We start from the raw sequence: 24,633 nt of genomic DNA, 5'->3' as shown, positions 1-24,633 counted from the left end.
CGCGGCTGAGAATTTGTTGGCAGACATCGGGGAGCGCCCGGGGGATTTGTAGGCCGACCGCCGTCAATGCCGGCGTCAGTCCGGCGTGACAGCAGCGTGACTCCTGCTTTGCGCGGCCTTCAAAGTGCGTCAAAGCGTGTTAGGTGTGTTTCCGAGGCCACGATCGCCGGCCCGGTTTGCCATGGGAATGAGAGACTGCGTGCCGCTTCCGAGATTTGGTCTTTCGCTGTTCGGACGTTTTGAACTGACGACAAATGACGGCGTGGTTTCGTTGCCGGGCCGGAAACTTGCGGGATTGCTCGCCTATCTGGCTTGCACTGCGCCGCGCCGCCAACCGCGCGAAAAGCTCGCGAACCTGCTGTGGGGCTCGCATTTCGAGACCCAGGCGCGGCAGAATCTGCGCCAGAGCCTGGTACGCTTACGGCGGATTCTCGGGCAGGACTCCATTTGCAGCGACGACAATGACGTCTGGCTCGCGCCCGGCGTGATCGATTGCGATGCGGTCCGCTTCGAGACCCTGATCGTCGAGGGCAGCCGTGCGTCGCTGGCCGCGGCCGCCGATCTCTACCGCAATCCGCTGCTGACGGATCTGAATATAGAAGAAGACGCATGGTCGGAATGGCGCGACCAGGAACGGGAGCGGCTGGACGGCCTGGCCGTCGATTCCATGGTCCGGCACGGCCGGCACGCGCTGCAGTCCGGACATGCGGAATCCGCGCTCAAGACGGCCAACCGGGCCATTGCCGTGAATGCCTTGCGCGAGGATGCGCATCGGCTGGTCATCCAGGCGCTCACCGCCAATGGACGCAAGGCCGAGGCGCTCAAGCGCTATCAGGATCTCGTCGCGCTGCTCAAGCGCGAGCTGAACACGGAGCCCGATGCGGTCACCCAGTCGCTCGTCGCGGACCTCCGCAACGCCAGACCGTCCGGTGCGGCGCGGACGAACGAGCCCCTGGATGGCGTTCGGGTGCGGGAGACCGAAGCCGCAGCCGTCGCGGAACGCGACGACGATGCTCCGCCCTCGGAATCGCTTCGCCCGGGCGGCCGCCAGCAGCGCCAGTTGACGATCATGGCCTGCCAACTGATCGGCGCGATGCCTCTGTCCGCGGAGCGCGACCCAGAGGATATCCACGACCAGATCGTCGCCTTTCATCGGGTCGCGGCTCGGATCGCAGCGCAATTCCATGGCTTCGTCGCCCAGCACCAGGGCAACGGTGTCCTGATCTATTTCGGTTATCCCATGGCGCGCGAGCACGATGCCGAACATGCCGTACGCGCCGGCCTCGCGATCGTCGACGCGGTTCGCATCCTGGACGCACCGGCCGGCGCGGCACCGCGGGCGAGCGTCGGGATCGCAACCGGCCTCGTCGTGATCGGCGAGAAGCCCGGGCCCGGCGATCTCAGGCAGCACGTTGCGATCGGCGAGACGCCGAACCTGGCAACGCGGTTGCAGGGCGTTGCCGGACCGGGCGAGGTCGCGATCGCGGCCGGCACGCGGCGGCTGCTTGGGCAATTGTTCGACACGCGCGCGCTTCCGGATATCGAGGTCAAGGGACTGCGAGAGCCGGTGCCCGCGTGGCAGGTGCTCGGCGAGGCTGTTGGCGTCAGCCGTTTCGATGCGCGGCGCGCCGATTCACTGTCCGCGCTCGTCGGTCGCCAGGAAGAGATCGAGCTGCTGCTGCGCCGCTGGAATCAGGCGAAGTCCGGTGCGGGCCGCGTGGTGCTGATCTCGGGCGAGCCCGGCATCGGCAAGTCGCGCATCGTCGAGAGCGTGTTGACGAGGCTCGAGGACGAGCAACACAGCCGCTTGCGCTATTATTGCTCTCCGCATCATGCGCACAGCGCGCTCTACCCGCTCATCGTTCAGCTTGAACGGGCTGCCGATTTCGAACCCGGCAGCAGCGCCGGCGTACGGATAGACAGGCTGGAAGCCCTGCTCGCGCCCGCAACGAAAAATCTGACCCGCGATGTCGCGCTGATCGCCGAACTTCTCGGCGTGCCCTCTGACGGACGCTATCCGGCCCTCGCGATCTCCCCGCAGGAGAAGCGGGAGATGACCCTCAATGCGCTGCTCAACCAGCTTTCAGCCGGAACGGTGCAGACACCGGGGCTGATCGTGGTCGAGGACGCGCACTGGATCGACCCGACATCGCTCGACCTGCTCGACGCGATCGCGGCTCGCGCCGCAAATCTGCCGCTGCTGTTGCTTGTCACCATCAGGCCGGAATTCCAGCCTTCCTGGATCGGCCAGCCACATGTGACGCTGTTGCCCCTCGGCCGCCTTGGCCGCAGCGACAGCGCCGGCATCATTGATGACGTCGCGGGAGGCAAGCCTCTCCCCGAGCCCGTCGTCGAGCAGATACTGTCGCGCGCCGACGGCATCCCGCTGTTCGTCGAGGAGTTGACCCGCACGCTGATCGAGCAGGAACTGTTGCGCGAGGCATCCGACAGCGAAGGGCCGGAGGGGTCGCGGCGGTCGCTCGCCATTCCGGCGACGTTGCAGGCCTCGCTGGCCGCTCGCCTCGATCTGCTCGGCGCGGTGAAGGACGTGGCTTCGATCGGCGCTTCGATCGGGCGGGAGTTCTCCTACGAGCTGATCGCTGCAATATCCGCGCTGCCCCCTGTCGATCTGGACGCCGCGCTTGAACGGCTGACGGCCTCCGGCCTCGTCAGCCGTCGCGGCTCGCCGCCGCAGGCGAGCTACACGTTCAAGCACGCGCTGGTCCAGGATGCCGCCTATGTCGCAATGCTGAGGAGCCGCAGGCAGCAATTGCATGCGGATATCGCGAACGCGCTCATCGAAAGCTTCCCGGCACTGGCCGAAACCCAACCCGAGATCGTTGCCCTTCATTTCGCCGAGGCCGGGCGTGTCCGCGAGGCGACCGACCACTGGATCAAGGCGGGGCGACTCGCACATGCGCGATGGGCCAACCGCGAAGCAGCCAATTTCTTCGAACGGGGGCTGCGCTGTCTCGCGACGCTGCCGCAGACCCGGGACACAATGGAGCAGGCGATCGATCTCAGGTTCGACCTGAAGACCTCGCTGTTTCCACTCGGCCAGTTCGCGCGCATCGTCGGCTATCTTCGCGAGGCCGAAGCGCTGGCCAGAGATCTCGACGATCCCGGACGGCTTTGCCTCGCGTCCGTTCACATGTGCCAGACCCTCAGCCTGAGCGGCCATCCACAGGACGCCGTCAAGTTCGGGCGGGACGCCCATCGTCTCGCAGAGCAGCTCGGCGAGCTTTCGCTCCGCATCTCGGCATCGCTGTTTCTCGGGCTCGCCTGCTTCTCGACGCTGCACTACGGCGAGTCGGAATCTCATTATCTCAACGTGCTGGAACTGCTCGACCGCGACGCATGCTTCCAGCAATTTTCCCTCGCCGGATTTCCGGCCGTGACCGCCCACGGTTTTCTCGCTCGCATCTATGCCGACCAGGGCAAGTTCGCGCGCGGGATCGCTCACGGCGAGGAAGGCATACGCCTCGCCGAGGCGGTCGATCACCCCTATAGCCTCGGCATCGTCAGCTGGTGTTTTGCCGATCTGCTGGCGTCCCGGGGAGAGCTGAACCGCGCAGTCCTGGTGCTGGAGCGCGGATTGGCGGTGGCGCGCGAGTGGAACCTGCCGTTCCTCGTCGCAGGCAATTCCGGCAGCCTTGGCCACGCTTATGCCCTGCTGGGGCGAACGGCCGAAGGCCTGCCGCTGATGGAGCAGGCGCTGAGGGTCTTCGAGAAGATGGGGCATCGATTTGCCCAGGCGCTGTTCCTGTCGCCTTTGGGCGAAGCATACCTGTTGGCTGGCCGGCAGGCGGATGCTCTCAGGGCTGCCGGACAGGCGCTGACGCTGGCCCGTGAAAATGGCCAGCGGAGCGGCGAGGCGGCCGCCCGGCGCCTTCTGGGCGAGGCTTCCAGCGGCGGCAGCTCCCCAGACCAGGCCGAAGGTCACTACAGAGCCGCGCTGGCGCTCGCCGATGAACTCGACCTCCGCCCGCTCGCTGCGCGCTGCCGTCACGGCCTCGGAAAATTGTATTTGAACGCGGGACGCCCGGACCAGGCTCGCGACGAGCTTGTTGCCGCGGCGACGATGTACCGCGAGATGGAGATGCGGTTCTGGCTGGTGCAGGCCGAAGCGGAATTGAGCGGATTGCCGGACTCCCTGTTGCATGGATCCCACAACCCGGTGTGAGCTTCGTGTTCCCCAGGGAACGAGCGGCCGGCGGCCGATGAAATTCGCCCCGGCTCACCCTATCTGCCAGTCTCTTCCTCCACTCGTCATGAATCGAGCCCCATGACCGACCAGACGCTCGCCGCGCCTATCGACGATCAATCGGACCGTCCGCGCGGCTTTTCGCGCTACCAGGCGCTCCTGATCGCGCTTCTGGCGTTCACGCAGTTCACGATCATCCTCGACTTCATCATCATGTCGCCGCTCGGCGCCATCCTGATGCCGGCACTCAACATCACGGCCGCCCAGTTCGGCGTCGCGGTGTCGGCCTACGCATTCAGCGCGGGACTATCGGGCATCCTCGCCGCCGGCTTTGCCGACCGCTTCGACCGCAAGCGCCTGCTGCTGTTCTTCTATGTCGGCTTCACGCTGGGCACCCTGCTCTGCGCCATGGCGCAGAACTACCACGTGCTGCTGGTCGGCCGGATCGTGACCGGATTGTTCGGCGGCGTGATCGGCTCGGTCGTGCTCGCCATCATCACCGATTTGTTCGCGCTGCACTTACGCGGCCGCGTCATGGGCTTCGTGCAGACCGCGTTCGCCGCGAGCCAGGTGCTCGGCATTCCCGCCGGGCTGTTTCTCGCCAATCACTGGAGCTGGCAGGTCTGCTTCGTCGCGATCGTCGGCCTGTCGATCGTCACGATCGCCATCATCGCCTTCGTGATGGAGCCGGTGAACGCGCATCTGAAGCTCAAGCAGGACAAGAACCCGTTCCACCACCTGATCGCGACGGTCGGAGAGCCGCGCTATACGCTGGCCTTCGCCGTCACGACGCTGCTTGCGACCGGCGGCTACATGCTGATGCCGTTCTCCAGCGCCTACACCGTGCACAATCTCGGCATCGACATGCTGCATCTGCCGACGATCTATCTCGTCTCCGGCCTGTTCAGCATCGTCACCGGACCGCTGGTCGGCCGGGCCAGCGACGCCTTCGGCAAATATCCGACCTTCGTGTTCGGCTGCGCGATGACCGTCGTCATGGTGCTGATCTACACCCATCTCGGCCAGGTCTCGCTCACGACCGCGATCACCGTGAACGTGCTGATGTTCGTCGGCATCTTCTCGCGCATGATTCCGTCGCAGGCGCTGATGTCGGCGATCCCCGACCCCAGCCAGCGCGGCTCGTTCAGCGCAGTCAGCGCCTCGCTGCAGCAGCTCTCCGGCGGGCTCGGCTCGGTGCTCGCCGGCGCCATCATCGCGCAGGCGCCCGACGGCTCGCTGATCCATTTCGACCGGATCGGCTACGTCGTCGTCATGACGACCCTCATCACGCTGGTGATGATGTATTTCGTGCAGAAGGCGGTCGCGGAGCGGGCGGGGAAGAGGGTGGTGTGAGGGGAGGGCCCATCGAGGGGCCGAGGGCGCGGCGATACCGGGATCGCCGCCCTGCCATCTCTACCGATCGAAGGTAGGTCTATTTTGGGACCAAATCCCGCAAAATGGTGCCCAGGAAAGGACTCGAACCTTCACGGCCGTTAAGCCACTGGCACCTGAAGCCAGCGCGTCTACCAATTCCACCACCTGGGCATGCCGTTTGGGGCACGGAGGCGGTTACTACGGTTCGGTGACGCCGTTGTCAATTCATGCTTGGCCGGTTTTGGCGATGCGGATTGCGCATCGCAAACCGGCCCGATACAAGCCTGATAATACGCACTCTTTCCCGCAGGATTGGCTCCCATGGCATCGAATCTGGAAACTCTCGTCACGGTTTTCGGCGGATCGGGGTTTTTGGGCCGGAATGTCGTCCGCGCGCTGTGCCGGCGCGATTACCGGGTCCGTGTTGCGGTGCGGCGGCCGGAACTAGCCGGATACCTCCAGCCGTCCGGCAAGGTGGGGCAGGTCCACGTCGTCCAGGCGAACCTGCGCTATCCGGCCTCGGTCGAGGCGGCGCTGCGTGATTCGGATGTCGTGATCAATCTGGTCGGCATCCTTGCCGAGGGCGGCGCGCAGACCTTCGACGCCGTCCAGGCCAAGGGCGCCGAGACCGTCGCCAAGGCGGCGGCTGCCGCGGGCGCTCGCCTGATCCATGTCTCCGCGATCGGCGCCGACGCCGAATCGCCCTCGCATTATGCCAGGGCCAAGGCGGCCGGCGAGGCGGCGGTGCTGGCCGCGGTGCCCTCGGCCACGATCTTCCGTCCCTCCGTGATGTTCGGCCCCGAGGACCAGTTCACCAACCGCTTTGCCGCGCTGGCCCGGATGTCGCCGGTGCTGCCGCTGATCGGCGAGACGACCCGGATGCAGCCGGTCTATGTCGGCGACGTCGCCACCGCGATCGCCGATGCCGTCGACGGCAAGGCCAAGGCGGGCGCGACCTACGAGCTCGGCGGGCCGGAAGTGCTGACCATGCGCGAGATCATCGAGGCGATCCTCGCCATCACCGCCCGCAAGCGCATGCTGGTACCGCTGCCGTTCGGCCCCGCCCGCTTCCAGGCCAACTTCCTGCAGTTTGCGCCGGGCGCATTCAAGCTGACGCCGGACCAGGTCACGCTGCTGGAGCGCGACAATATCGTGTCCGATGCGGCGAAGGCGGCCGGGCTCACGCTGGAAGGCCTCGGCATCGCCGCCGATTCGCTGGAGGCGATCGCCCCGCAATATCTCTGGCGCTTCCGCGCGGCCGGTCAGTTCCAGCGCATGAGCGTGTGAGGGTTTCTTTCTTCACCTCGCCCCGCTTGCGGGGAGAGGGAGCAGACCGCCGCTGCGGCTACAAACCTCAAAACTTCAGTTTCTTGAACACCGCTTCCGGCAGCGTCTTGATGATCAGCATCACGAGGCGCCATTTGCCGCTGACATAGACGACGTCGGTTTTCTTTTCGACCGCGCCGAGGATCGCATCGCCCACGACGGGCGCCTCGACGGTGAGCGGGCCGATCAGCTTCATGCCCTCGGTCATCTTGGTGCGGACGAAGCCGGGTTTCACCGTGACGACGTGGACGCCGCCACGGCTGGCGCGGGCGCGCAGGCCCGAGAGGAAGGCGGAGAAGCCGGCCTTGGCCGAGCCATAGACATAGTTGGAGGCGCGGCCGCGGTCGCCGGCGACCGAGGACACACCGACGATCGTGCCGCTGCCGCGGCCTAAAAACTCTTCCGCGAACAGGCCGAGGATCAGCGACGGCCCCTCGTAGTTGGAGCGCATGATCGTGGTGGCGTGGGCGAGATCGCTCTGCGCGCTGTCCTGCGTGCCGAGCAATCCGACGATGGAGATGACGACATCGGGTAGCGCCGGAAGACTGCCGACAAAGCCGTCGAACGCGGCGGTGTCGAGCACGTCGAACCTGTAGACACCGACCTCGACATTGTAGCGCGCGCGCAGATCGGCGGCGTCGGGCTCCAGCGCGGCGACGTCGCGGCCCGCGAGGCCGACATCGTAGCCCGCCTTGGCAAAAGCACGCGCGGCGGCGCGGCCGATGTCGGAGGAGCCACCCAGCACCAGAACGGACTTGCGTGACGTCACGGCCTAGACCTCATCAAACAGGCGTTGTGAAAGCTTCGAGCGGATGTTGCCTTCGGGATCGAGCGATTTGCGGATCGCCTTGAAGCGCGACAGAGCGGGATAGCCGGCCTCGAACGTCGCGCGCGACTGGCGCGCATCCTTGGCGAGGTAGAGCCGGCCGCCGGCCGCGACGACCAGACGGTCGATCTCGTCGAGGAAGTCCAGGATGTCGCCCTTCACAGGGAAATCCAGCGCCAGCGTGTAGCCGGGCAGCGGAAACGACAGGAGGCCGTCGCCCTGGCCGAGCTTCTTCAGCACCGCGAGGAAGGAGGCATCGCCGCGACGCGCGACGCGATCGAGGATGTCGCCGAGCACGTCGCGCGCGCCGGCTTCCGGGATCACGCATTGGTGCTGCAGGAAACCGCGCTTGCCATAGATGCGATTCCAGTCGGCAATGCTGTCGAGCGGGAAGAAATAGGGATAGAGCGAGACCACATGGCTGCCGCCCGCGCGCCGCGCGCCCTTGCGATAATAGAGCTCGTTGAAGGCGCGGATGCTGTAGCGGTTCAACGTCATCGACGGCAGGTCGATCGGCACGCTGAGGCCGGGATTCTTGCCGACCGGAAATGCGTCGGCACCATCCGCAAGCTCATCCTTGCCGGCGTGCTCGCCGAGATAGATCAGCGAGCGGCCGAGATTTCGCCCGCGCGCGGCGCAGTCGATCCACGCCACCGAATAGGTCGCGGCATCGCCGGCATCGAGCGCGCGCATCGCGGCGTCGAGATCGGATGCGGAGATCACCCGCTCGCGGATCCATCCCGTTTCGACCCGCCGCAGTCGCATCGTCGCTTCGAGGACCACGCCGGTGAGGCCCATGCCGCCGATCGTCGCGAAGAAGGCATCGGAGTTCTGTTCGCGCGAGACCTCGATGGTCTGGGCCTCGCCGGTGCGCAGCAGGATGCTCTCGACATAGCGGCCGAAGCCGCCCTCGCAATGATGATTCTTGCCGTGCACGTCGGACGCGATGGCGCCGCCGATCGAGACGAAGCGCGTGCCGGGCACGACGAAGGGCAGGAAGCCGCGCGGGCCGAAAGTGTCGATCAGGTCCGCCAGCAGCACGCCGGCCTCGAGGCGGATACGGCCCGTGGCCGGATCGAACGACCTGATCCGGTCGAAGCCGGTCATCGCGACGGTCCTGGCAGTTCCGATTGCGGCATCGCCATAGGCGCGGCCGTTGCCCCGCGCCACCGAGCCGGCCAGATCAGCGACGGCGTCGCCTACGGCCTCGAACGAGCGCGGACGCAGCAGATCGGTATCGGCGACCGGGAAGCGCCCCCAGCCGGAGACGAGGGTCATGGTTCAGCTCCTGTGCCGGGCGGCGTCCGCCCTGCCTTGGAAACTGCCTACCGGTCAAAAGCTTATTTTGCGTTGAAGGCGTGGTGGACGCGTAGCCCGGATGGAGCGCAAGCTCCATCCGCTACGGGCCGCAACGAGTTTCTAAAGGTTACCGCCCCAGCGCCAGCGCGATCAGGCCGAGCGTGCCGACGATGACGCGCCACCAGGCGAACACCACGAAGCCGTGGCGGGTGACGTAGGTCAGGAACGTCTTCACCACGATGATCGCGGTGATGAACGACACGATGAAGCCGATCGCGACGATGCCCATATGGTCCATCGTCATCTCGGAGCGGTTCTTGTAGAAGTCGTAGGCGAACGCGCCGATCATGGTGGGGATGGCGAGGAAGAACGAGAACTCCGCCGCCGCGCGCTTGTCGGCGCCGAGCAGCATCGCCGCGACGATGCTGGCGCCGGAGCGCGACACGCCCGGGATCATCGCCACGCACTGCGCGATGCCGATATAGAGGTACATCAGCAGCGGGAACCTGGTGGCGTCGTGCTCGCGCGGCTTGAGGTCGAGCTTGTCGACCCAGAGCAGGATGGCGCCGCCGACGATCAGCGTGAAGCAGACGACCCAGGGGTTGAACAGCACACTCTTGATGTATTTGCCGGCAACCAGGCCGACGACGACAGCAGGCAGGAACGCCACCAGCACGCCGATGACGAAACGGCGCGCATAGGCATCGCCCGTGAAGAAGCCGATCACGACGTCCCAGAGCTTTTTGAAATACAGCCCGACGATCGCGAGGATCGCACCCAGCTGGATCAGAACGGTAAACGAATCCCAGAAGGCGCCTTCACCAAGATGGAAGAAACGCTCGGCGAGCAGCAGGTGGCCGGTCGAGGACACGGGAAGGAACTCGGTCACGCCCTCGATGATGCCGAGGATCACTGCCCGTATTGCATCTGACATATTTACGGTCCATTTCGGCTGGAAAAGCGGGGCTCTTCTCGCCTATTCCCCCCAATGCTGCAATCGCAAAATGCGGCATCACGCTCTTGCTTCGCGGTTTTGAAGGACTAGTGTGGCGCCGCCCAAACATTGATGGATTCTTAAGCACCATCAAATAGTCAAAGGCTTCATGTTTACGCTGTTTCATCATCCGTTCTGTCCGCATTCGCGCTTCATCCGGCTGATCGCGGGCGAGTACGGGCTCGACCTCAAGCTGGTCGAGGAGCGCAGCTGGGAACGGCGCGAGGCATTCTTGCTGCTCAACGCGGCGGGCACGACGCCCGTCCTGATGGACGACGAGCAGCCGCCGATCCCGGGCGCGGCCATCATCGCCGAATATGTCGACGAGGCCTATGGCGCCGGGATGGGAGCCAAGCGCCTGATGCCGGAGACGACGTTCGAGCGCGTCGAGGTACGCCGGCTGATGGCCTGGTTCAACGAGAAGTTCTTCGAGGAGGTTTCGCACCCTCTCGTCACCGAGCGCATCTACAAGCGCTTCATGAGCGAAGAGAATGGCGGCGGCCCGCCCTCGGCCGACGTGATGCGCGCGGCCAAGGCCAACGTGCGCTATCATCTGGCCTATATCGGCTGGCTGGCGCAGACGCGTAACTTCCTCGCCGGCGACCGGCTGACCTACGCGGATCTCGCCGCCGCGGCGCATCTCTCGGCGATCGACTATCTGGGCGACGTGCCATGGAGCGAGGACGACGCAGCAAAGGCGTGGTACGCGCGGGTGAAATCCCGCCCGTCGTTCCGTCCGCTGCTGAGCGAATGGCTGGCCGGCGTGCCGGCGTCGCGGACCTACGTGGACCTGGATTTCTGAGCTCCGATCCGACTGAACTGAAGGCGGCGCTCGGACGCGAGGCGCGCGCGCTCGGCTTCGACTGCATCGGCGTCACTCAACCCGGCACGATCGAAGCGGCCGGAAAGCACTTCCTCGAATTCATCGCCTCCGGCGGCCATGGCGACATGGACTGGCTCGCGGCGCAGCCGGAGCGCCGGGTCGATCCGCGCGGGCTGTGGGCCGACGTGCGCAGCGTGATCATGCTCGGCGTCAATTATGGTCCCGACTCCGATCCGCTCTCGATTCTCGCGCAGCGCACGCGCGCCGCAATCTCGGTCTATGCGCAGGGCGACGATTATCACGACCTCATCAAGAAGCGGCTGAAGGCGCTGGCGCGCTGGCTGGTCGCAACCGCCCCATCGGATGTGAAGGTGTTCGTCGACACCGCGGCCGTGATGGAGAAGCCGCTGGCGCAGGCCGCGCATCTGGGCTGGCAGGGCAAGCACACCAATCTGGTCTCGCGCGAATTCGGCTCGTGGCTGTTTCTCGGCGCGATCTACACGACGCTGGAGCTGCCGCGCGACGGCGCCGAGATCGACCATTGCGGCTCGTGCCGGGCGTGTCTCGACATCTGCCCGACGGCAGCGTTCCCCGCGCCCTACAAGCTCGATGCGCGGCGCTGCATCTCCTATCTGACCATCGAGAACAAGGGGCCGATCCCGCACGACTTTCGCAAAGCCATCGGCAATCGCATCTATGGCTGCGACGACTGCCTTGCCGCCTGCCCGTGGAACAAGTTTGCGCAGGAGGGACGCGAAGCGAAGCTTGCCGCGCGTGACGAACTGCGCGCGCCTGGCCTCGCCGAACTGGCACGGCTCGACGATGCCGCGTTTCGTGCGCTGTTCACGAAGTCCCCGGTGAAGCGTATCGGCCGCGACCGCTTCTTGCGCAATGTGCTGATTGCGATCGGCAACTCGGGCGAGGCAGCGCTGGCGGAAGAGGCCCGGCGATTGCTGCATGACGCAAGCCCGCTGGTGCGGGGCGCGGCGGTGTGGGCGCTGGGACAGCTGGTGTCGCGGGAAGAGTTCGCTGCGTCCAGGACGAACGCCATCGCGGGCGAGCGCGACGAGAGCGTGCGCGAGGAGTGGCGAGCCGCTTCCTAGGCTTGATTTCCCCACGCGTTCCCGCAAAGTCGCGCGCATGACAAACATGCCCTTCTTCACCCGCGACGGCGATACATTCCACCCGACGGAAGTCGCCAATGGTCCATGGGACCCGAAATCGCTGCACGGACGCGTCATCGTCGGCCTGCTCGGCTTCGCCATCGAGGAGCGTCATTCCGGTCCCGAGTTCGTGCCGGCGCGGCTCACCGCCGACATGTTCCGGTTGCCGACCATCGACAAGCCGATTGAAGTGACGACGCGGCTCGTCCGCGATGGACTGCGCATCCGCGTGGTCGAGGCGGAGCTGTTTTCCGGCGGCGTCAGCATGGCGCGCGCCTCGTGCCAGCTGCTGCGCAAGACACAGAATCCCGACGGCAATGTCTGGTCGCCGCCGAACTGGGACGTGCCGAAGCCATCAGACATTCCGAAACCGACCGATCCCAGGCTCGGCATGAACGGCAAATGGACGACGCGCCCCATCGTCGGTCACATGGGCGCGCTCGGGCCGCGCCGTCTCTGGATGAGCGAGGTGCGCGAGCTCGTCGCCGGCGTTGCGATGACGCCGTTCGTCCATGTCGCCGTCGGCGCCGATTTCGCCAGTCCGTTCGCGAACGCCGGCGACAAGGGGCTCGGCTACATCAACAGTGACGTCACGCTCTATCTGCACCGCCTGCCGGTGACGAAATGGATCGGCTTCGACGTGGTCAATCACCACGCGACGGATGGCGTCGCGATCGGCGAATGCTGGCTCTATGACGAACAGGGCCCGATCGGCACTGCGACCGTCGCAGCGCTCGCACAGCGCAAGCCGATGACGAAGGTGCCGCCGCCGTAGGCCTTGTCAATCCGGGGCACGCGAAGCGTGAGCCCGGAATGACGACTACGCCAGATGCCTTTGCATCTCCGGCCGCGCCCTCAGCTCGGCGCCCTGCTTGGCGACGATCTTGGCAATTCTTTCAGGCGCGAACTTCAGATCGACGAAGGCCGGCGCGGTGTTGGCGACCTCGTGATAGCCAGCGATCCTGCCGCCCTTCAGCGTCATGATCGCGACGCCCTCGAACATCGCCCGCGCGCCGTTCGCTTCCGGCAGGGTCGATTTGTAGCTGAAGGTGTAGCGCGCATAGAGCGTGGCGCCGTCGGTGACGGGATCATGCATGTCCCAGCGGAAATCGGTCGCCGTGCGATAGAACCAGTCGTCGATCATCGCCGCGATCTTCTCGCGGCCTGCGAACGCCCCGTAGAAGACGTCGTGATAGACACCGTCTTCGGTGAACAGTTCGGCAAAGGCGCGGCCGTTGCGCTGCTCGACCGCATCGCAGAAGGCGCGCAGCATGGCGGTGGTGGTCATTGAATTGCCTCCCGGTGCTTCTTGTTGCGCCCTCTCCCCTTGCAAGGGGAGAAGGAAGAGAACAATCACCCGATCTCCGCTACCGCTGCAAGAATGCGTGCGATGTCCTGCGGGCGTGACAGGCGGTGGTCGCCGTCCTGGATCATGGTCAGCACGACGTCGTCGGCCGGCAGGCGATGCGTCAGCGCGAACGCGTGCTGCCAGGGCACGTCGGGATCCTGCGCGCCCTGCAGGATGCGGACGGGGCAGCCGAGATCGATGGCGCTGCCGAGCACGAGGTGGTTGCGGCCCTCCTCAATCAAGTTGCGCGTGATCGGATAGGGCGAGCCGTCGCCATAGTCCGACGGCCGCAGCCAGAAGCCTTTGGTCTCGATCTCCTTCTTCACCGCGGGCGGAAAATTCTTCCACATCAGTTCCTCGGTGAAGTCGGGCGCTGGCGCGATCAGCACGAGGCCTGCCAGTGAGCCCTTGCCGCTCCGCTTCCTGATCTCGCGCGCGAGCAGCAGCGCCATCCAGCCGCCCATGGAGGAGCCGATCAGGATCTGCGGGCCGTCGCAGAACCGCTGGAACACGGCGACGCTGTCCTCGAGCCAGCTTCCGATGGTTCCGTCGGCGAAATCGCCGCTGGATTCGCCGTGGCCGGAATAGTCGAACCGGACCGCCGCGCGGCCGTGATCCCTTGCCCAAGCGTCCAGCGCCACTGCCTTGCCGCCCTGCATGTCCGACTTGAACCCGCCCAGCCAGACGAGGCCAGGGCCCTTGCCGGCGCGGTAACGCACCGCGATCCGGCGCGCGGACGGGCCTTCGCCCAATTCGATGAAGTCGAGTACGGCATCGGAAATCGCTTCGGTCATGGAACGTTTACTCTGGCTGTGTGGTTTGAGCTGTTCGGACGTATTTTGCGACGCTGCCGAACATCGGCATTGGCCCTTTGGGACGCTTGCGGAACAGAAGCAAGGTGTCTATGTCGGTCAACGTGCCGGAGGACGTGGCCAAAATGCCTCGCATTTGAAGGTATTTTGACCGCGGCACGAGCGACTTGCTTGCCGGCAAACGCATCTTCCTTCAAAATAGCCGCTTCTTTCACAACTTTGGAGAACCACCCATTCGCCGTCCCAATAAAGCTCCGCCCGCTGCCAGCAAAGACGGGCCGCGCATCAATGATGATATTCGCAATGCGCAGATCCAGCTGATCGATCAGACCGGTGATAATAAAGGCACGGTTGAGACCGTCGTCGCCATCCGGATGGCCCAGGAAGTTGGCATGGATCTGGTCGAGATTTCGCCGAATACCAGCCCTCCCGTCTGCAAGATCATGGACTACGGGAAGTACAAGTATTCCGCTCAAAAGAAAGCCGCGGAAGCCCGCAAGCGGCAGAAGACCGTCGAGATCAAGGAGATCAAGCTCCGCCCGATGATCGACGACCACGATTACGACGTGAAGATGCGCGCGATGCAGCGGTTCTTCGAAGAGGGCGACAAGGTCAAGATCACGCTGCGCTATCGCGGCCGCGAAATGGCGCACCAGGAGATCGGCACCAAGCTGCTGGACAAGATCAAGACCGACGTTGCCGAGCTCGCCAAGGTCGAGCAGGACGCGCGGTTCGAAGGTCGCCAGGTCGTCATGGTGCTGGCACCGCGCTGACGCGAAGCGCTTCGGAACTCGAGTTCAACGGCCCGTCCGGATCTCCGGCGGGCCGTTTGTGTGTCAGCTCCGCGTCGCCTGCCAGGTGCCGCTGCAGTAATCGCCGGAAATGATGCCCCTCCACGAACCGGCGCCGTACATGCCGGCGAGCCGGCCACCGCCGCTGGCATGGGAGGCGCCGACCGAAACCTGGACGGCGACGGCGCCGGAGCGGTTGACCCTGCCCGAGACCCGGCCACCGCCGGCCGACGAGACGCGGCTGCCTGTCACGGTGAAGGGAACGCTGTAGCCCGAGCTGCAATTGCCGCGGGTGGTGGCGAAGGTGACGTTCCAGATGCCGTCATAGCCGCCGGCGCGGGCGTCGGCAGGTGAGGGGAGCGCGGCCGTGGCGAGCACGGCGAACAGCGCGAGATGGCGCGGACGGGCGAAACCGGTCAGCGAGGAGAGAAATTGCGGAAAATGGGCCATTTTGGACCTGCTTCAGGCGACAAGGCTTGGATATGGGGTAGCGTCCTCCAATAGTCGGCGGGCCCGTTTCGGCGGTTCATCGTTGCCAATTGGCTTGTCCTCTGTCATAAGCCCAGCCTTCATCGCCCGGCTGATTAAGGGCTGCCGTGGCGGTGTTTCGTGCGGGTTTCGCGCTAGTTCGCAAAACCTGAGCACAATCAACGCTCTAACGAGCATTTTTGACGGCCAGCCGCCTTCGCGGGCGGATCTCTATGGCCATTAGGAGAGCCAAATGCCCAAGCTGAAGACCAAATCGGGCGCTAAAAAGCGCTTCAAGGTGACTGCCACCGGCAAAGTGATGCACGCCCAGCGCGGCAAGCGTCACGGCATGATCAAGCGGACGAAGAAGCAGATCCGTCAGCTCCGCGGCACTCGCGTGCTGTTCAAGACCGACGGCGACAACGTCAAGAAGTACTTCTTGCCGAACGCCTGATCGCGTCCACGATCACTGCCACCTCGCGCGCCGCAGCTTTCGCGGCGATCCGAAACCGAAGTCATCTCTGAAGGATTTTTGTCATGTCTCGCGTCAAACGCGGTGTGACCGCCCACGCCAAGCACAAGAAAGTCTACAAGGCCGCCAAGGGTTTCTACGGCCGCCGCAAGAACACCATCCGCGCCGCCAAGCCGGCCGTGGAAAAGGCCCAGCAATACGCCTTCCGCGACCGCAAGCGTAAGAAGCGGACGTTCCGCGCGCTCTGGATCCAGCGCATCAACGCTGCCGTCCGTCCGTTCGGCCTGACCTACAGCCGCTTTATCGACGGCATGGCCAAGTCCGGGATCACTGTGGACCGCAAGGTGCTGTCGGATCTCGCGATCAGCGAGCCCGCGGCGTTCCAGGCGATCGCCGAGAAGGCCAAAGCCGCCCTTGCGGCGTAATACGGCGAAGGCCGCTCTGGCTGCCTGAGGCTTGCGCTAGCGGGCCTTCTGGCCCGCAGCCTTCAGCGCGCGCTGCGAGTAGCGCTGGGCGACCTCCGCCCGGCAAAAAGCCGCGAACGAGAGATACATGGTGCCGGACTTGTTCCGGTACTTCCGGTCGCAGACGCGCATCTCGCGTTTGTAAGCCTGCTGCTGCGCCGTGTTGAGACCGGGCATGAAGTCTGCCTCGCACTTCTTCTCGACGGCGGCGCCGAGCTGGACATCCCCGCTCGCGGTCAACTGGCAATCCTGAAACACCTTCATCGCGCTTTCGCAGCTCTTCTGCTTGTTGATGGTGTCGACGACCTCATCCAGCGTCATGGATGTCTCCATGCAGACCATGGCGCGCGCTGGGCTGGCTGCGACCGACAGGACGACAGCCAGGACGGCAAGAACAACGGCAAGGCGGGGTCTCGACAGCATCGTAAAGGTCTCCTCGTATCCCCCTTGGTGCCGCCTCCCCGCGCAGGGTTCAACCCAGCCGGCCATGTGCCCGAAATGACCGGCTTTTTGCTTGACGTTACGGCCTTCGGGCGGCGACAACCCAGCCGAATTTAGAGCCAAGGATTTGACAGTGTCCGACCTCGCAACGCTCGAAACATCCATCCTCGACCAGATCGCCGCCGCCGGCGACGAAGCCGCCCTGGAAGCGGTGCGCGTCGCGGCCCTCGGCAAGAAGGGCTCGATCTCGGCACTGCTTGCCACGCTCGGCAAGATGTCGCCGGACGAGCGCAAGACGCAAGGCGCCGCGATCAACCTCGCCAAGGACAAGGTCACGCAGGCGCTCGCAGCACGGCGCGACGTGCTGAAGTCGGCGGCGCTCGATGCGCGGCTCGCGTCGGAAACCATCGACGTGACGCTGCCGCTGCGCGATGCGGCGGCGGAGGCCGGCCGCATCCATCCGCTGAGCCAGGTCTGGGACGAGCTCACCACCATCTTCGCCGACATGGGATTCTCGGTCGCCGAGGGCCCCGACATCGAGACCGACGACTACAACTTCACAAAACTGAACTTCCCGGAAGGCCATCCGGCGCGCGAGATGCACGACACCTTCTTCTTCCATCCGAAGGAGGACGGCTCGCGCATGCTGCTGCGGACCCACACCTCGCCGGTGCAGGTGCGCACCATGCTGAGCCAGAAGCCGCCGATCCGCGTGATCTGCCCGGGCCGCACCTACCGCATCGATTCGGACGCGACCCACACGCCGCAATTCCACCAGGTCGAAGGCCTCGTCATCGACAAGAGCTCGCATCTCGGCCACCTCAAATGGATCCTGCACGAGTTCTGCAAGGCGTTCTTCGAGGTCGACCACATCAACATGCGCTTCCGGCCCTCGTTCTTCCCGTTCACCGAGCCGTCGCTGGAAGTCGACATCCAGTGTCGCCGCGACAAGGGCGAGATCCGCTTCGGCGAGGGCGAGGACTGGCTGGAGATTCTCGGCTGCGGCATGGTGCATCCGAACGTGCTGCGCGCCTGCGGCATCGATCCCGACGAGTACCAGGGCTTTGCCTGGGGCATGGGCATCGACCGCATCGCCATGCTGAAATACGGCATCGCCGATTTGCGCCAGCTGTTCGACAGCGACGTCCGCTGGCTGTCCCATTACGGCTTCAAGCCGCTGGAAGTCCCGACGCTCGCGGGGGGACTGAGCACGTGAACCTGAGCGCCGTCCCGGAGCAATATCGCGGCCTGCGGTCGTTCGCCTTCGGCGACGGACCGGCGCTGGCCGACGAGTTGCTCGATCTCGTGATCCGGGGCGTCAAGACCGCGACATGCAGCACCGAGGACGAGCCCAACACCTCGACGCCGGGCGAACGCTGGATCGTGCTCGACGGACGCGGAGAGCCGCGCTGCATCATCGAATCGACCGAGGTGAGCTATCGCCGCTTCGGCGAGGTCGATGCGGCCTTTGCCTTCGACGAGGGCGAAGGTGATCGCAGTCTCGACCACTGGCGCAATGCGCATCGCAACTATTTCGGTCGGCAAGGCAAGTTTCGCGAAGACATGATGCTGATGTGCGAACGCTTCCGCCTGGTCGAGGTTTTCTAGGAACGCAAAATGAAATTCACGCTCTCCTGGCTGAAGGACCATCTCGAGACCGACGAGCCGCTGGACAAGCTGGCCGACAAGCTCACCATGATCGGGCTCGAGGTCGAGAACATCGAGGACAAGGCGAAGGCGCTGAAGCCGTTCACCATTGCGAAGGTGATCTCGGCCGAGCAGCATCCGAATGCGGACCGGTTGCGCGTCTGCATGGTCGACACCGGCGACGGTGGCGCGCCCGTGCAGGTCGTGTGCGGCGCGCCGAATGCGCGCGCGGGCCTCGTCAGCGTGTTCTCAGCCCCCGGGACCTACATTCCCGGCAAGGACATCACGCTGGGTGTCGGCACCATTCGCGGTGTCGAGAGCCGCGGCATGCTGTGCTCAGCGGCCGAGCTGCAGATCTCCAACGACCATGACGGCATCATGGAATTGCCGGCGGACGCGCCGATCGGTGCAGGTTACGCCGAATGGGCCGCGCTCGGCGATCCCGTGATCGAGATCAATTTGACGCCGAACCGGCAGGACTGCACCGGCGTGCACGGCATCGCGCGCGATCTCGCCGCCGCCGACATGGGCAAGTTCAAGGACGCCACCATCAAGCCGGTCAAGGGCGAATTCCCCTGTCCGGTGAAGGTCACGGTCGAGGACGCCACGCTGTGTCCGGGCTTCGCGCTCCGGCTCGTGCGCGGCGTCAAGAACGGCCCGTCGCCGGAATGGCTGCAGAAGCGGCTGACCGCGATCGGTCTGCGTCCGATCAACGCGCTGGTCGACATCACCAACTTCATGACCTACGACCGCGCGCGCCCGCTGCACGTGTTCGACGCCAAGAAGGTGAAGGGCAATCTCGTCGTGCGCCGCGCGCGCGAGGGCGAGACGCTGCTGGCGCTCGACGGCCGCACCTACAATCTCGATCCCGCCATTTGCGTGATCGCGGACGAGCACGGCGTCGAATCGCTTGCCGGCATCATGGGCGGCGAAGCCTCGGGCTGCGACGAGAACACCACCGACGTGCTGATCGAGTCCGCGCTGTGGAACGAGATCAACATCGCCCAGACCGGCCGCAAGCTCGGCATCAATTCCGATGCGCGCTACCGCTTCGAGCGCGGCGTCGATCCGGCCTTCATGGTGCCCGGCCTCGAGCTCGCGACCAAGCTGGTGATGGAGATGTGCGGCGGCGCGCCGTCCGAGAACGTCGTGGTCGGCAAGGCCTTCGGCGACGACCGCGTGATCGATTTCCCCATCACCGAAGTGAAGCGTCTGTCCGGCATCGAGGTGCCGCAGGTCGAGATGAAGCGCATCCTGACCCATCTCGGCTTCATGATGGCTGGCCCGGGTCCGGTGGTGAAGGTCGCGGTGCCGTCGTGGCGCTCGGACGTGCACGGCAAGGCCGACATCGTCGAGGAGATCGTCCGCATCTTCGGCGTCGACAAGGTGCCGATGACGCCGTTCGAGCGCGGCGAGGACGCGCGCAAACCGGTGCTGACCCCGCTGCAGCTGCGCACCCGCCGCACCCGGCGCGCGCTCGCCAGCCGCGGCATGGTCGAGGCCGTTACCTGGTCGTTCATCGCCAAGCCCGCGGCCGAATTGTTCGGCGGTGGCCAGCGCGCGCTCGAAGTGGCCAACCCGATCGCGTCCGATCTTTCCGATATGCGTCCGACCCTGCTCGCGGGCCTGATCGCGGCGGCGCAGGCCAATGCCGATCGCGGCTTCGGTGATGTCGCGCTGTTCGAGGTTGGACAAATCTTCAAGGGCGATCGCCCGCAGGACCAGTTCATGGCGGCGAGCGGCGTGCGCCGCGGCCTTGCTTCGTCCGAAGGTCTCGGACGACACTGGACCGGCTCGGCGCAGGCCGATGTGTTCGACGCCAAGGCCGATGCGCTGGCGGTGCTGGCCGCGGCCGGCGCGCCGATGCAGGCGCTGCAGATCGTCGCCGGCGGTCCCGGCTGGCTGCATCCGGGCCGCTCCGGCACGATCCAGATCGGGCCGCAGAACGTGCTCGGCTATTTTGGCGAAGTGCATCCGCGCGCGCTCGAGGCGCTCGGCGCCGACGGGCCGCTTGTCGTGTTCGAGGTGATCCTCGACCGCATCCCCGAGGCCAAGAAGAAGCCGACCCGCGCCAAGCCGCTGATCGAGCTCTCCGCCTTCCAACCGGTGTCGCGTGACTTCGCCTTCATCGTCGACCGCGCCGTCAAGGCCGGCGACATCGTCCGCGCCGCGCAGGGCGTCGACAAGAAGCTGATCACCGGCGTCAACGTCTTCGACGTCTACGAGGGCAAGGGCATCGACGATGGCAAGAAGTCGATCGCGGTCGCGGTCACGCTTCAGCCGCGCGAGAAGACCCTGACCGACCAGGAGATCGAGGCCGTCGCGGCGAAGATCGTCGCCGAGGTGACCAAGAAGACCGGCGGCGTCTTGAGAGCATGATGCCGAAAAGTGTGAAGCGGTTTTCGGACAACATCATGCTCCAGAATCATCGAGCATGACGCTGGCGGATTTCCTTCCGAAGGATGTCAGCCTCACCATCGCGGCGGCGCTCTGCGCCGTCGCTTTCATTTCGGGCACCGCGCGCGGCTTCTCCGGCTTCGGCTCTGCGCTGATCTTCATGCCGCTGGCAAGCAGCATCGCGGCGCCGCGACTGGTCGCAGCGCTTCTGCTCGTGATCGATTTCGTCGCGGCCGCGCCGCTGCTGCCGGATGCGTGGCGAAAGGCGGATCGAAAGGCCACCGCCGTGATCGTGCTGGGCGCGCTGATCGGCGTGCCCATCGGCACCTATTTCCTCAGCGTGCTCGAGCCCGTCACCACGCGCTGGATCATCTCCTGCTTCGTCGCGGCGCTGCTGCTTCTGCTGCTGTCGGGCTGGCGTTATCGCGGCAAGGACCATGCCTGGCTCTCGGTCGGCATTGGCGGCCTCTCCGGCTTCTGCAGCGGCCTCGCGCAGACCGGCGGGCCGCCGATCGTCGGCTATTGGCTCGGCCGCCCGATCGCGCCCATCATCGCACGCGCCAACATCTTGCTGTTCTTCGGCGCCTCGGATTTCTTCTCGATGGTCAGCTACGCCACGACCGGTCTGATCAGCCGCGAATCGCTGGTGCTGTCGCTGATCGTCGGCCCGGTCTACGCCCTCGGCGTCGCCTTCGGCGCGTCGCTGTTCGGCCGCGCCAGCGAGAAGGTGTTTCGCGGGATCTGCTATGCGCTGATTGCGATGGCGGTGATTTTCGGGCTGCCGGCGCTGGACGGGGTGTTGCGGTAACTCTCAATGTCGTCCCGGCGAAGGCCGGGATCCATACGCCGCAGCAGTCGTTGTTGGGCGAGATAGTCATTGCCCGTTTTCGCCAAACTACTGCTGCGGCGTATGGGTCCCGGATCTGCGCTTCGCTTGTCCGGGACGACGGCGGAGATTGTTGCCGCTTGATTGCCCTACTGCCTTGGCGCCCGCCGCTTCTTCGTCGATTGCGTCGGCACGTCGGCCGGCTCGTCCTTGATTGCGCCGATCTTGCGCAAGGCGGCGTCCGCGGCGCGCTCGCCGCTTTCCCAGGCGCCGTCGACGGTACCCCACAATGTCTCGTGGCTGGCTTCGCCGGCGAGGAACACATTGCCGATCGGCTCGGTCAGGATCTTTCGCGAGAGCTGGCCGCCGGGCGCGGAGGCCGACATCGCGCCCATCACGTAGGGCGAAGCGTTCCAGCGCGTCGCGCTGGTCTTTTGCACGACGGCCGCAGCTTCGCTGCCGAACAGCTTCGAGATCCATTCCTTCGCGAAGGCGGCCATCGCCTTCTCGCCCTGCTCGGAGAGATCGCGGCCGAACGAGCCGCCGACATCGATCGCGCACAGCGAGGAGCCGCCGATATTGGCGTACATCAGCGCCGTGCGGGTCGAGTTGCTCTGCTCGATCAGGATGTCGTCACGCGACAGGCCGAGCGGATTGCCGGGCAGTTGCAGCACGATGTGATCGTAGCTGCCGAGGGAGAGCTTTGACGCCGCGTCCAACGTGCGCTTGGGGATGTCGGGCGCGAACTTGATCGCGCCCGATGTCAGCACGTTGGTCGAGACCGTGATGATGGCGGCGCGTGCGGCGATCTTGCCGCTTTGCGTCTCGACACTGACGTCGCGATTGCTCCAGACGATCCGGCTCGCCGGCGTCGAAAGTGCGACCGGCGCCTGCTCGCCGAGCTTGGTGATCAGCGTCCCCAGCCCCTGGCGGCAGGCGATCGCGGCATTGCGGTCCTGTGCGCGCGCCTTGTCGATCGCGGACAGCTCCTTCAAATCCTTGCCGGCAAAGCTCGCACCCAGCATGAACTCGGCCGCGCCGGCCCAGTCGCCGAGGTCCTTCGGCAGCACCGATGCGCAGGACGTATCGAGCTTGCCGCGCGCGGCCTCGTCGATGGCGCGGTTGGCGCGGACCAGCGCCGCCAGAAATTCCTCGGTCTCCCCGGCGCGTGCGTTGCGGCGGCCGATGCGCATCTTCTGACCGGCCGGCGCCGGCAGCACGTCGAGCCCGGCGCTGCGCGCCAGGCGGATCATCGGATTGGTCTCGGGATTGTGCATCCAGCGCGCGCCGCGGTCGAACGGCACGTCGAAGGTCGTGGTATCCGTGATGCAGCGGCCGCCGACCTGCGAGGCCGCCTCCACCACCACGACCTTGCGATTGGCCGCCATGACGCGCCGCGCCGCAGCGATTCCGGCCGCTCCCGCGCCGATCACGACGATGTCGGCGTCGCGCGGCAGGGGCGCGGCGTTTGCGCGCAGGACCGGTAGCGCGGCAAGGGCCGCCGACGCCGAAAGGAAACCGCGGCGCGTGATTGTCATGTCATGGTTTCCGGAGACTTGCGGCGAACGGGAACAGCCAGCGAACCTTGCCGCATCTGATGTTGCACGGCAACCATCATGGTGAATCAATCGTGCTTGATCTCACAGAGTGATGAACCGAATGGCAACACGTTTCGACCATGATAGAGAAGGGAAAAAAGACGGCCGGAAAAGGCTGTGGGGGAGTTCGACATGGGGACGGTCCTTGATTCATTCGGCAAGCTGATTGCCGCGTACCTCTCGAAGGAGGTGCCGGGCTATGAGCCGTTCACGCCCAGCGACCCCGAGCATCTGCGCGGCGTCGTCGAGGCCGGCGACGTGCTGCTGGTCGAGGGCAACAACCGCATCTCCGGCATCATCAAATATCTGACGCAGTCGACCTGGTCGCATGCCGCGCTCTATGTCGGTCCGATCGAGGGCGCCGTGGAGCCCGACGGCGAGCCGCATGTCCTGATCGAGGCCAATATCGGCGAGGGCGTCACCTCGGCGCCGCTGTCGAAATATTTCCCGTATCATACCCGCCTCTGCCGCCCGGTCGGACTGTCCTACGAGGACCGCACCACGGTCTGCCGCTATGCCATCAACCGCATCGGCTTCGGCTACGACACCAAGAACATCGTCGACCTCATGCGCTATCTGTTCCCGCTGCCGATACCGCAGCGTTGGCGCCGGCGCATGATCGCGATCGGCTCGGGCGATCCGACCAAGATCATCTGCTCGGCGCTGATCGCGCAGGCCTTCGACGCCGTGCGCTACCCGATCCTGCCGAAGATCACCAAAGCCGGCAGCCGCGCCGCCCGGCGCGAGATCCTGCACATCCGCGATTCCTCGCTGTACATGCCCCGCGACTTCGACATCTCGCCCTATTTCGAGGTGGTGAAGCCGACCATCGTCAACGGATTCGACTACACCGCCCTGCACTGGGCCGACAAGCAAAAGCCGCTCGAGGAGGTGGCGGGTACTTTCAGTGTGTTTCCAGAAACGCTCCGTGCGCCGCCGCTCGTTCCTGAGGCGATTGACGAAGAAGCGCCGGATGAAGTTCCGGCTGAAGAAGTGAACGCGCAGCCGGCGGAAATCACCGCCGCGTTCTCCGAGCACTTTGTGCTGCTGAGCGAGCTCGCGATGCATCGCGCGCGGGCGCGGGAGATGGCGGCTTAAGCCACGCCCCCAAACGTCGTCCTGGCGAAAGCCAGGACCCATTACCCCAAGATGCAGTTTGGCGAAGACCCGGCGTTCGGTATGCCTACCGAGCGCTATCGATAGATTCCGCGGTATGGGTCCTGGCTTTCGCCAGGACGACGCTAGAGGAGATACCGCGCGTCCCTCTCCACCGTCATTGCGAGGAGCCCTTGCGACGAAGCAATCCAGACTGCCTCGGCGGTAACAGTCTGGATTGCTTCGCTGCGCTCGCAATGACGTA

Annotated in this window: 22 protein-coding genes and 1 tRNA gene; 14 read left to right on the top strand and 9 right to left on the bottom strand. The window is 65.4% G+C overall.

Annotation, left to right across the window (positions count from 1 at the left end; translation table 11 throughout):
• The first annotated feature begins 181 nt into the window (after positions 1-181).
• Positions 182-4,183, top strand: a complete 4,002-nt coding sequence (locus tag JQ603_RS13740) for a BTAD domain-containing putative transcriptional regulator (RefSeq protein WP_349630738.1) — start codon at positions 182-184, stop codon at positions 4,181-4,183.
• 102 nt (positions 4,184-4,285) lie between these two features.
• Entirely contained in the window at positions 4,286-5,557 is a 1,272-nt protein-coding gene (locus JQ603_RS13735; RefSeq protein ID WP_212340071.1) for an MFS transporter, read from the top strand.
• 105 nt (positions 5,558-5,662) lie between these two features.
• Here the strand turns inward: JQ603_RS13735 and JQ603_RS13730 are convergent.
• Positions 5,663-5,749, bottom strand: a tRNA-Leu gene (locus tag JQ603_RS13730).
• 150 nt (positions 5,750-5,899) lie between these two features.
• Between JQ603_RS13730 and JQ603_RS13725 the strand changes: the two genes are divergently transcribed.
• A complete protein-coding gene (locus JQ603_RS13725) occupies positions 5,900-6,865 on the top strand; it encodes a complex I NDUFA9 subunit family protein (protein WP_212340070.1) in 966 nt (321 codons plus the stop codon).
• 67 nt (positions 6,866-6,932) lie between these two features.
• Here the strand turns inward: JQ603_RS13725 and JQ603_RS13720 are convergent, their stop codons facing one another.
• The 3 genes from JQ603_RS13720 to JQ603_RS13710 form a co-directional block, all read right to left on the bottom strand.
• Entirely contained in the window at positions 6,933-7,673 is a 741-nt protein-coding gene (locus tag JQ603_RS13720; protein WP_212340069.1) for an SDR family oxidoreductase, read from the bottom strand.
• A 3-nt stretch (positions 7,674-7,676) separates the two neighbouring features.
• Entirely contained in the window at positions 7,677-9,008 is a 1,332-nt protein-coding gene (locus JQ603_RS13715; protein WP_212340068.1) for an FAD-binding oxidoreductase, read from the bottom strand.
• A 148-nt stretch (positions 9,009-9,156) separates the two neighbouring features.
• Positions 9,157-9,963, bottom strand: a complete 807-nt coding sequence (locus tag JQ603_RS13710) for an undecaprenyl-diphosphate phosphatase (RefSeq protein ID WP_212340066.1) — start codon at positions 9,961-9,963, stop codon at positions 9,157-9,159.
• Between the two features lie 169 nt (positions 9,964-10,132).
• On the opposite strand from JQ603_RS13710, the gene JQ603_RS13705 reads away from it, so the two are divergent.
• The 3 genes from JQ603_RS13705 to JQ603_RS13695 are packed head-to-tail and all read left to right on the top strand — an operon-like array spanning position 10,133 to position 12,784.
• The gene (locus JQ603_RS13705) at positions 10,133-10,825 is read left to right on the top strand and encodes a glutathione S-transferase family protein (protein WP_212340064.1); all 693 of its coding nucleotides are present in this window, start codon (positions 10,133-10,135) and stop codon (positions 10,823-10,825) included.
• Complete coding sequence (gene queG / locus JQ603_RS13700) at positions 10,774-11,949, top strand: tRNA epoxyqueuosine(34) reductase QueG (RefSeq protein ID WP_212340062.1); 1,176 nt, start codon at positions 10,774-10,776, stop codon at positions 11,947-11,949. Before JQ603_RS13705 ends, queG begins: the two co-directional genes overlap by 52 nt.
• 37 nt (positions 11,950-11,986) lie before the next feature.
• On the top strand, positions 11,987-12,784 hold the full coding sequence (locus JQ603_RS13695) for an acyl-CoA thioesterase domain-containing protein (RefSeq protein ID WP_212340060.1): 798 nt from the start codon (positions 11,987-11,989) through the stop codon (positions 12,782-12,784).
• Between the two features lie 45 nt (positions 12,785-12,829).
• On the opposite strand, the gene JQ603_RS13690 is transcribed toward JQ603_RS13695, so the two are convergent.
• A complete protein-coding gene (locus JQ603_RS13690; protein ID WP_212340058.1) occupies positions 12,830-13,297 on the bottom strand; it encodes a nuclear transport factor 2 family protein in 468 nt (155 codons plus the stop codon).
• Positions 13,298-13,362: 65 nt separating this feature from the next.
• Positions 13,363-14,151 (bottom strand): alpha/beta hydrolase, encoded by a 789-nt coding sequence (locus JQ603_RS13685; RefSeq protein WP_212340056.1) that lies wholly within the window; start codon positions 14,149-14,151, stop codon positions 13,363-13,365.
• Between the two features lie 251 nt (positions 14,152-14,402).
• Between JQ603_RS13685 and infC the strand changes: the two genes are divergently transcribed.
• Complete coding sequence (infC, locus tag JQ603_RS13680) at positions 14,403-14,942, top strand: translation initiation factor IF-3 (protein ID WP_074447655.1); 540 nt, start codon at positions 14,403-14,405, stop codon at positions 14,940-14,942.
• A gap of 63 nt (positions 14,943-15,005) precedes the next feature.
• Here the strand turns inward: infC and JQ603_RS13675 are convergent, their stop codons facing one another.
• Positions 15,006-15,410: a hypothetical protein gene (locus tag JQ603_RS13675; protein ID WP_212340054.1), complete on the bottom strand. Its 405-nt coding sequence runs from the start codon at positions 15,408-15,410 to the stop codon at positions 15,006-15,008.
• A 271-nt stretch (positions 15,411-15,681) separates the two neighbouring features.
• Here JQ603_RS13675 and rpmI point away from each other — a divergent pair, with 271 nt between their 5' ends.
• Both rpmI and rplT read left to right on the top strand, forming a co-directional pair.
• Positions 15,682-15,882, top strand: coding sequence for a 50S ribosomal protein L35 (gene rpmI, locus JQ603_RS13670; RefSeq protein WP_008539890.1), 201 nt, complete (start codon positions 15,682-15,684; stop codon positions 15,880-15,882).
• Positions 15,883-15,965: 83 nt separating this feature from the next.
• Positions 15,966-16,325 (top strand): 50S ribosomal protein L20, encoded by a 360-nt coding sequence (rplT, locus tag JQ603_RS13665; RefSeq protein WP_027561620.1) that lies wholly within the window; start codon positions 15,966-15,968, stop codon positions 16,323-16,325.
• A 36-nt stretch (positions 16,326-16,361) separates the two neighbouring features.
• Here the strand turns inward: rplT and JQ603_RS13660 are convergent, their stop codons facing one another.
• Positions 16,362-16,787: a hypothetical protein gene (locus JQ603_RS13660; RefSeq protein ID WP_212340053.1), complete on the bottom strand. Its 426-nt coding sequence runs from the start codon at positions 16,785-16,787 to the stop codon at positions 16,362-16,364.
• 151 nt (positions 16,788-16,938) lie between these two features.
• Between JQ603_RS13660 and pheS the strand changes: the two genes are divergently transcribed.
• The 4 genes from pheS to JQ603_RS13640 are packed head-to-tail and all read left to right on the top strand — an operon-like array spanning position 16,939 to position 21,657.
• On the top strand, positions 16,939-18,021 hold the full coding sequence (pheS, locus tag JQ603_RS13655) for a phenylalanine--tRNA ligase subunit alpha (protein WP_212340052.1): 1,083 nt from the start codon (positions 16,939-16,941) through the stop codon (positions 18,019-18,021).
• Between the two features lie 2 nt (positions 18,022-18,023).
• Positions 18,024-18,413 (top strand): ASCH domain-containing protein, encoded by a 390-nt coding sequence (locus tag JQ603_RS13650; RefSeq protein WP_212341512.1) that lies wholly within the window; start codon positions 18,024-18,026, stop codon positions 18,411-18,413.
• A 9-nt stretch (positions 18,414-18,422) separates the two neighbouring features.
• A complete protein-coding gene (gene pheT / locus JQ603_RS13645) occupies positions 18,423-20,831 on the top strand; it encodes a phenylalanine--tRNA ligase subunit beta (protein WP_212340042.1) in 2,409 nt (802 codons plus the stop codon).
• Between the two features lie 55 nt (positions 20,832-20,886).
• Positions 20,887-21,657, top strand: a complete 771-nt coding sequence (locus JQ603_RS13640) for a sulfite exporter TauE/SafE family protein (RefSeq protein ID WP_212340040.1) — start codon at positions 20,887-20,889, stop codon at positions 21,655-21,657.
• Between the two features lie 167 nt (positions 21,658-21,824).
• On the opposite strand, the gene JQ603_RS13635 is transcribed toward JQ603_RS13640, so the two are convergent.
• Positions 21,825-23,213, bottom strand: a complete 1,389-nt coding sequence (locus JQ603_RS13635) for a flavin monoamine oxidase family protein (RefSeq protein WP_212340038.1) — start codon at positions 23,211-23,213, stop codon at positions 21,825-21,827.
• 192 nt (positions 23,214-23,405) lie between these two features.
• Between JQ603_RS13635 and JQ603_RS13630 the strand changes: the two genes are divergently transcribed.
• On the top strand, positions 23,406-24,371 hold the full coding sequence (locus JQ603_RS13630) for a YiiX/YebB-like N1pC/P60 family cysteine hydrolase (RefSeq protein WP_212340030.1): 966 nt from the start codon (positions 23,406-23,408) through the stop codon (positions 24,369-24,371).
• The last annotated feature ends 262 nt before the right edge of the window (positions 24,372-24,633 follow it).

It is taken from the genome of Bradyrhizobium liaoningense, assembly GCF_018130825.1.
Taxonomy (GTDB): Bacteria; Pseudomonadota; Alphaproteobacteria; order Rhizobiales; family Xanthobacteraceae; genus Bradyrhizobium; species Bradyrhizobium liaoningense_B.
The sequence above is the reverse complement of the archived record's forward strand: the minus strand, read 5'-3'. Positions and strand labels throughout refer to the sequence as shown.

Excerpts from the sequence above, each read along its gene's own strand:
- JQ603_RS13640 (WP_212340040.1), top strand. The coding sequence starts at position 20,887 with ATGACGCTGGCGGATTTCCTTCCGAAGGATGTCAGCCTCACCATCGCG.
- JQ603_RS13740 (WP_349630738.1), top strand. The coding sequence starts at position 182 with ATGGGAATGAGAGACTGCGTGCCGCTTCCGAGATTTGGTCTTTCGCTG.
- queG (WP_212340062.1), top strand. The coding sequence starts at position 10,774 with ATGGCTGGCCGGCGTGCCGGCGTCGCGGACCTACGTGGACCTGGATTT.
- JQ603_RS13695 (WP_212340060.1), top strand. The coding sequence starts at position 11,987 with ATGACAAACATGCCCTTCTTCACCCGCGACGGCGATACATTCCACCCG.
- JQ603_RS13660 (WP_212340053.1), bottom strand. The coding sequence starts at position 16,787 with ATGCTGTCGAGACCCCGCCTTGCCGTTGTTCTTGCCGTCCTGGCTGTC.
- JQ603_RS13710 (WP_212340066.1), bottom strand. The coding sequence starts at position 9,963 with ATGTCAGATGCAATACGGGCAGTGATCCTCGGCATCATCGAGGGCGTG.
- JQ603_RS13690 (WP_212340058.1), bottom strand. The coding sequence starts at position 13,297 with ATGACCACCACCGCCATGCTGCGCGCCTTCTGCGATGCGGTCGAGCAG.
- JQ603_RS13630 (WP_212340030.1), top strand. The coding sequence starts at position 23,406 with ATGGGGACGGTCCTTGATTCATTCGGCAAGCTGATTGCCGCGTACCTC.
- JQ603_RS13675 (WP_212340054.1), bottom strand. The coding sequence starts at position 15,410 with ATGGCCCATTTTCCGCAATTTCTCTCCTCGCTGACCGGTTTCGCCCGT.
- rpmI (WP_008539890.1), top strand. The coding sequence starts at position 15,682 with ATGCCCAAGCTGAAGACCAAATCGGGCGCTAAAAAGCGCTTCAAGGTG.
- JQ603_RS13735 (WP_212340071.1), top strand. The coding sequence starts at position 4,286 with ATGACCGACCAGACGCTCGCCGCGCCTATCGACGATCAATCGGACCGT.
- JQ603_RS13635 (WP_212340038.1), bottom strand. The coding sequence starts at position 23,213 with ATGACAATCACGCGCCGCGGTTTCCTTTCGGCGTCGGCGGCCCTTGCC.
- JQ603_RS13715 (WP_212340068.1), bottom strand. The coding sequence starts at position 9,008 with ATGACCCTCGTCTCCGGCTGGGGGCGCTTCCCGGTCGCCGATACCGAT.
- rplT (WP_027561620.1), top strand. The coding sequence starts at position 15,966 with ATGTCTCGCGTCAAACGCGGTGTGACCGCCCACGCCAAGCACAAGAAA.
- pheT (WP_212340042.1), top strand. The coding sequence starts at position 18,423 with ATGAAATTCACGCTCTCCTGGCTGAAGGACCATCTCGAGACCGACGAG.
- JQ603_RS13725 (WP_212340070.1), top strand. The coding sequence starts at position 5,900 with ATGGCATCGAATCTGGAAACTCTCGTCACGGTTTTCGGCGGATCGGGG.
- JQ603_RS13685 (WP_212340056.1), bottom strand. The coding sequence starts at position 14,151 with ATGACCGAAGCGATTTCCGATGCCGTACTCGACTTCATCGAATTGGGC.
- JQ603_RS13705 (WP_212340064.1), top strand. The coding sequence starts at position 10,133 with ATGTTTACGCTGTTTCATCATCCGTTCTGTCCGCATTCGCGCTTCATC.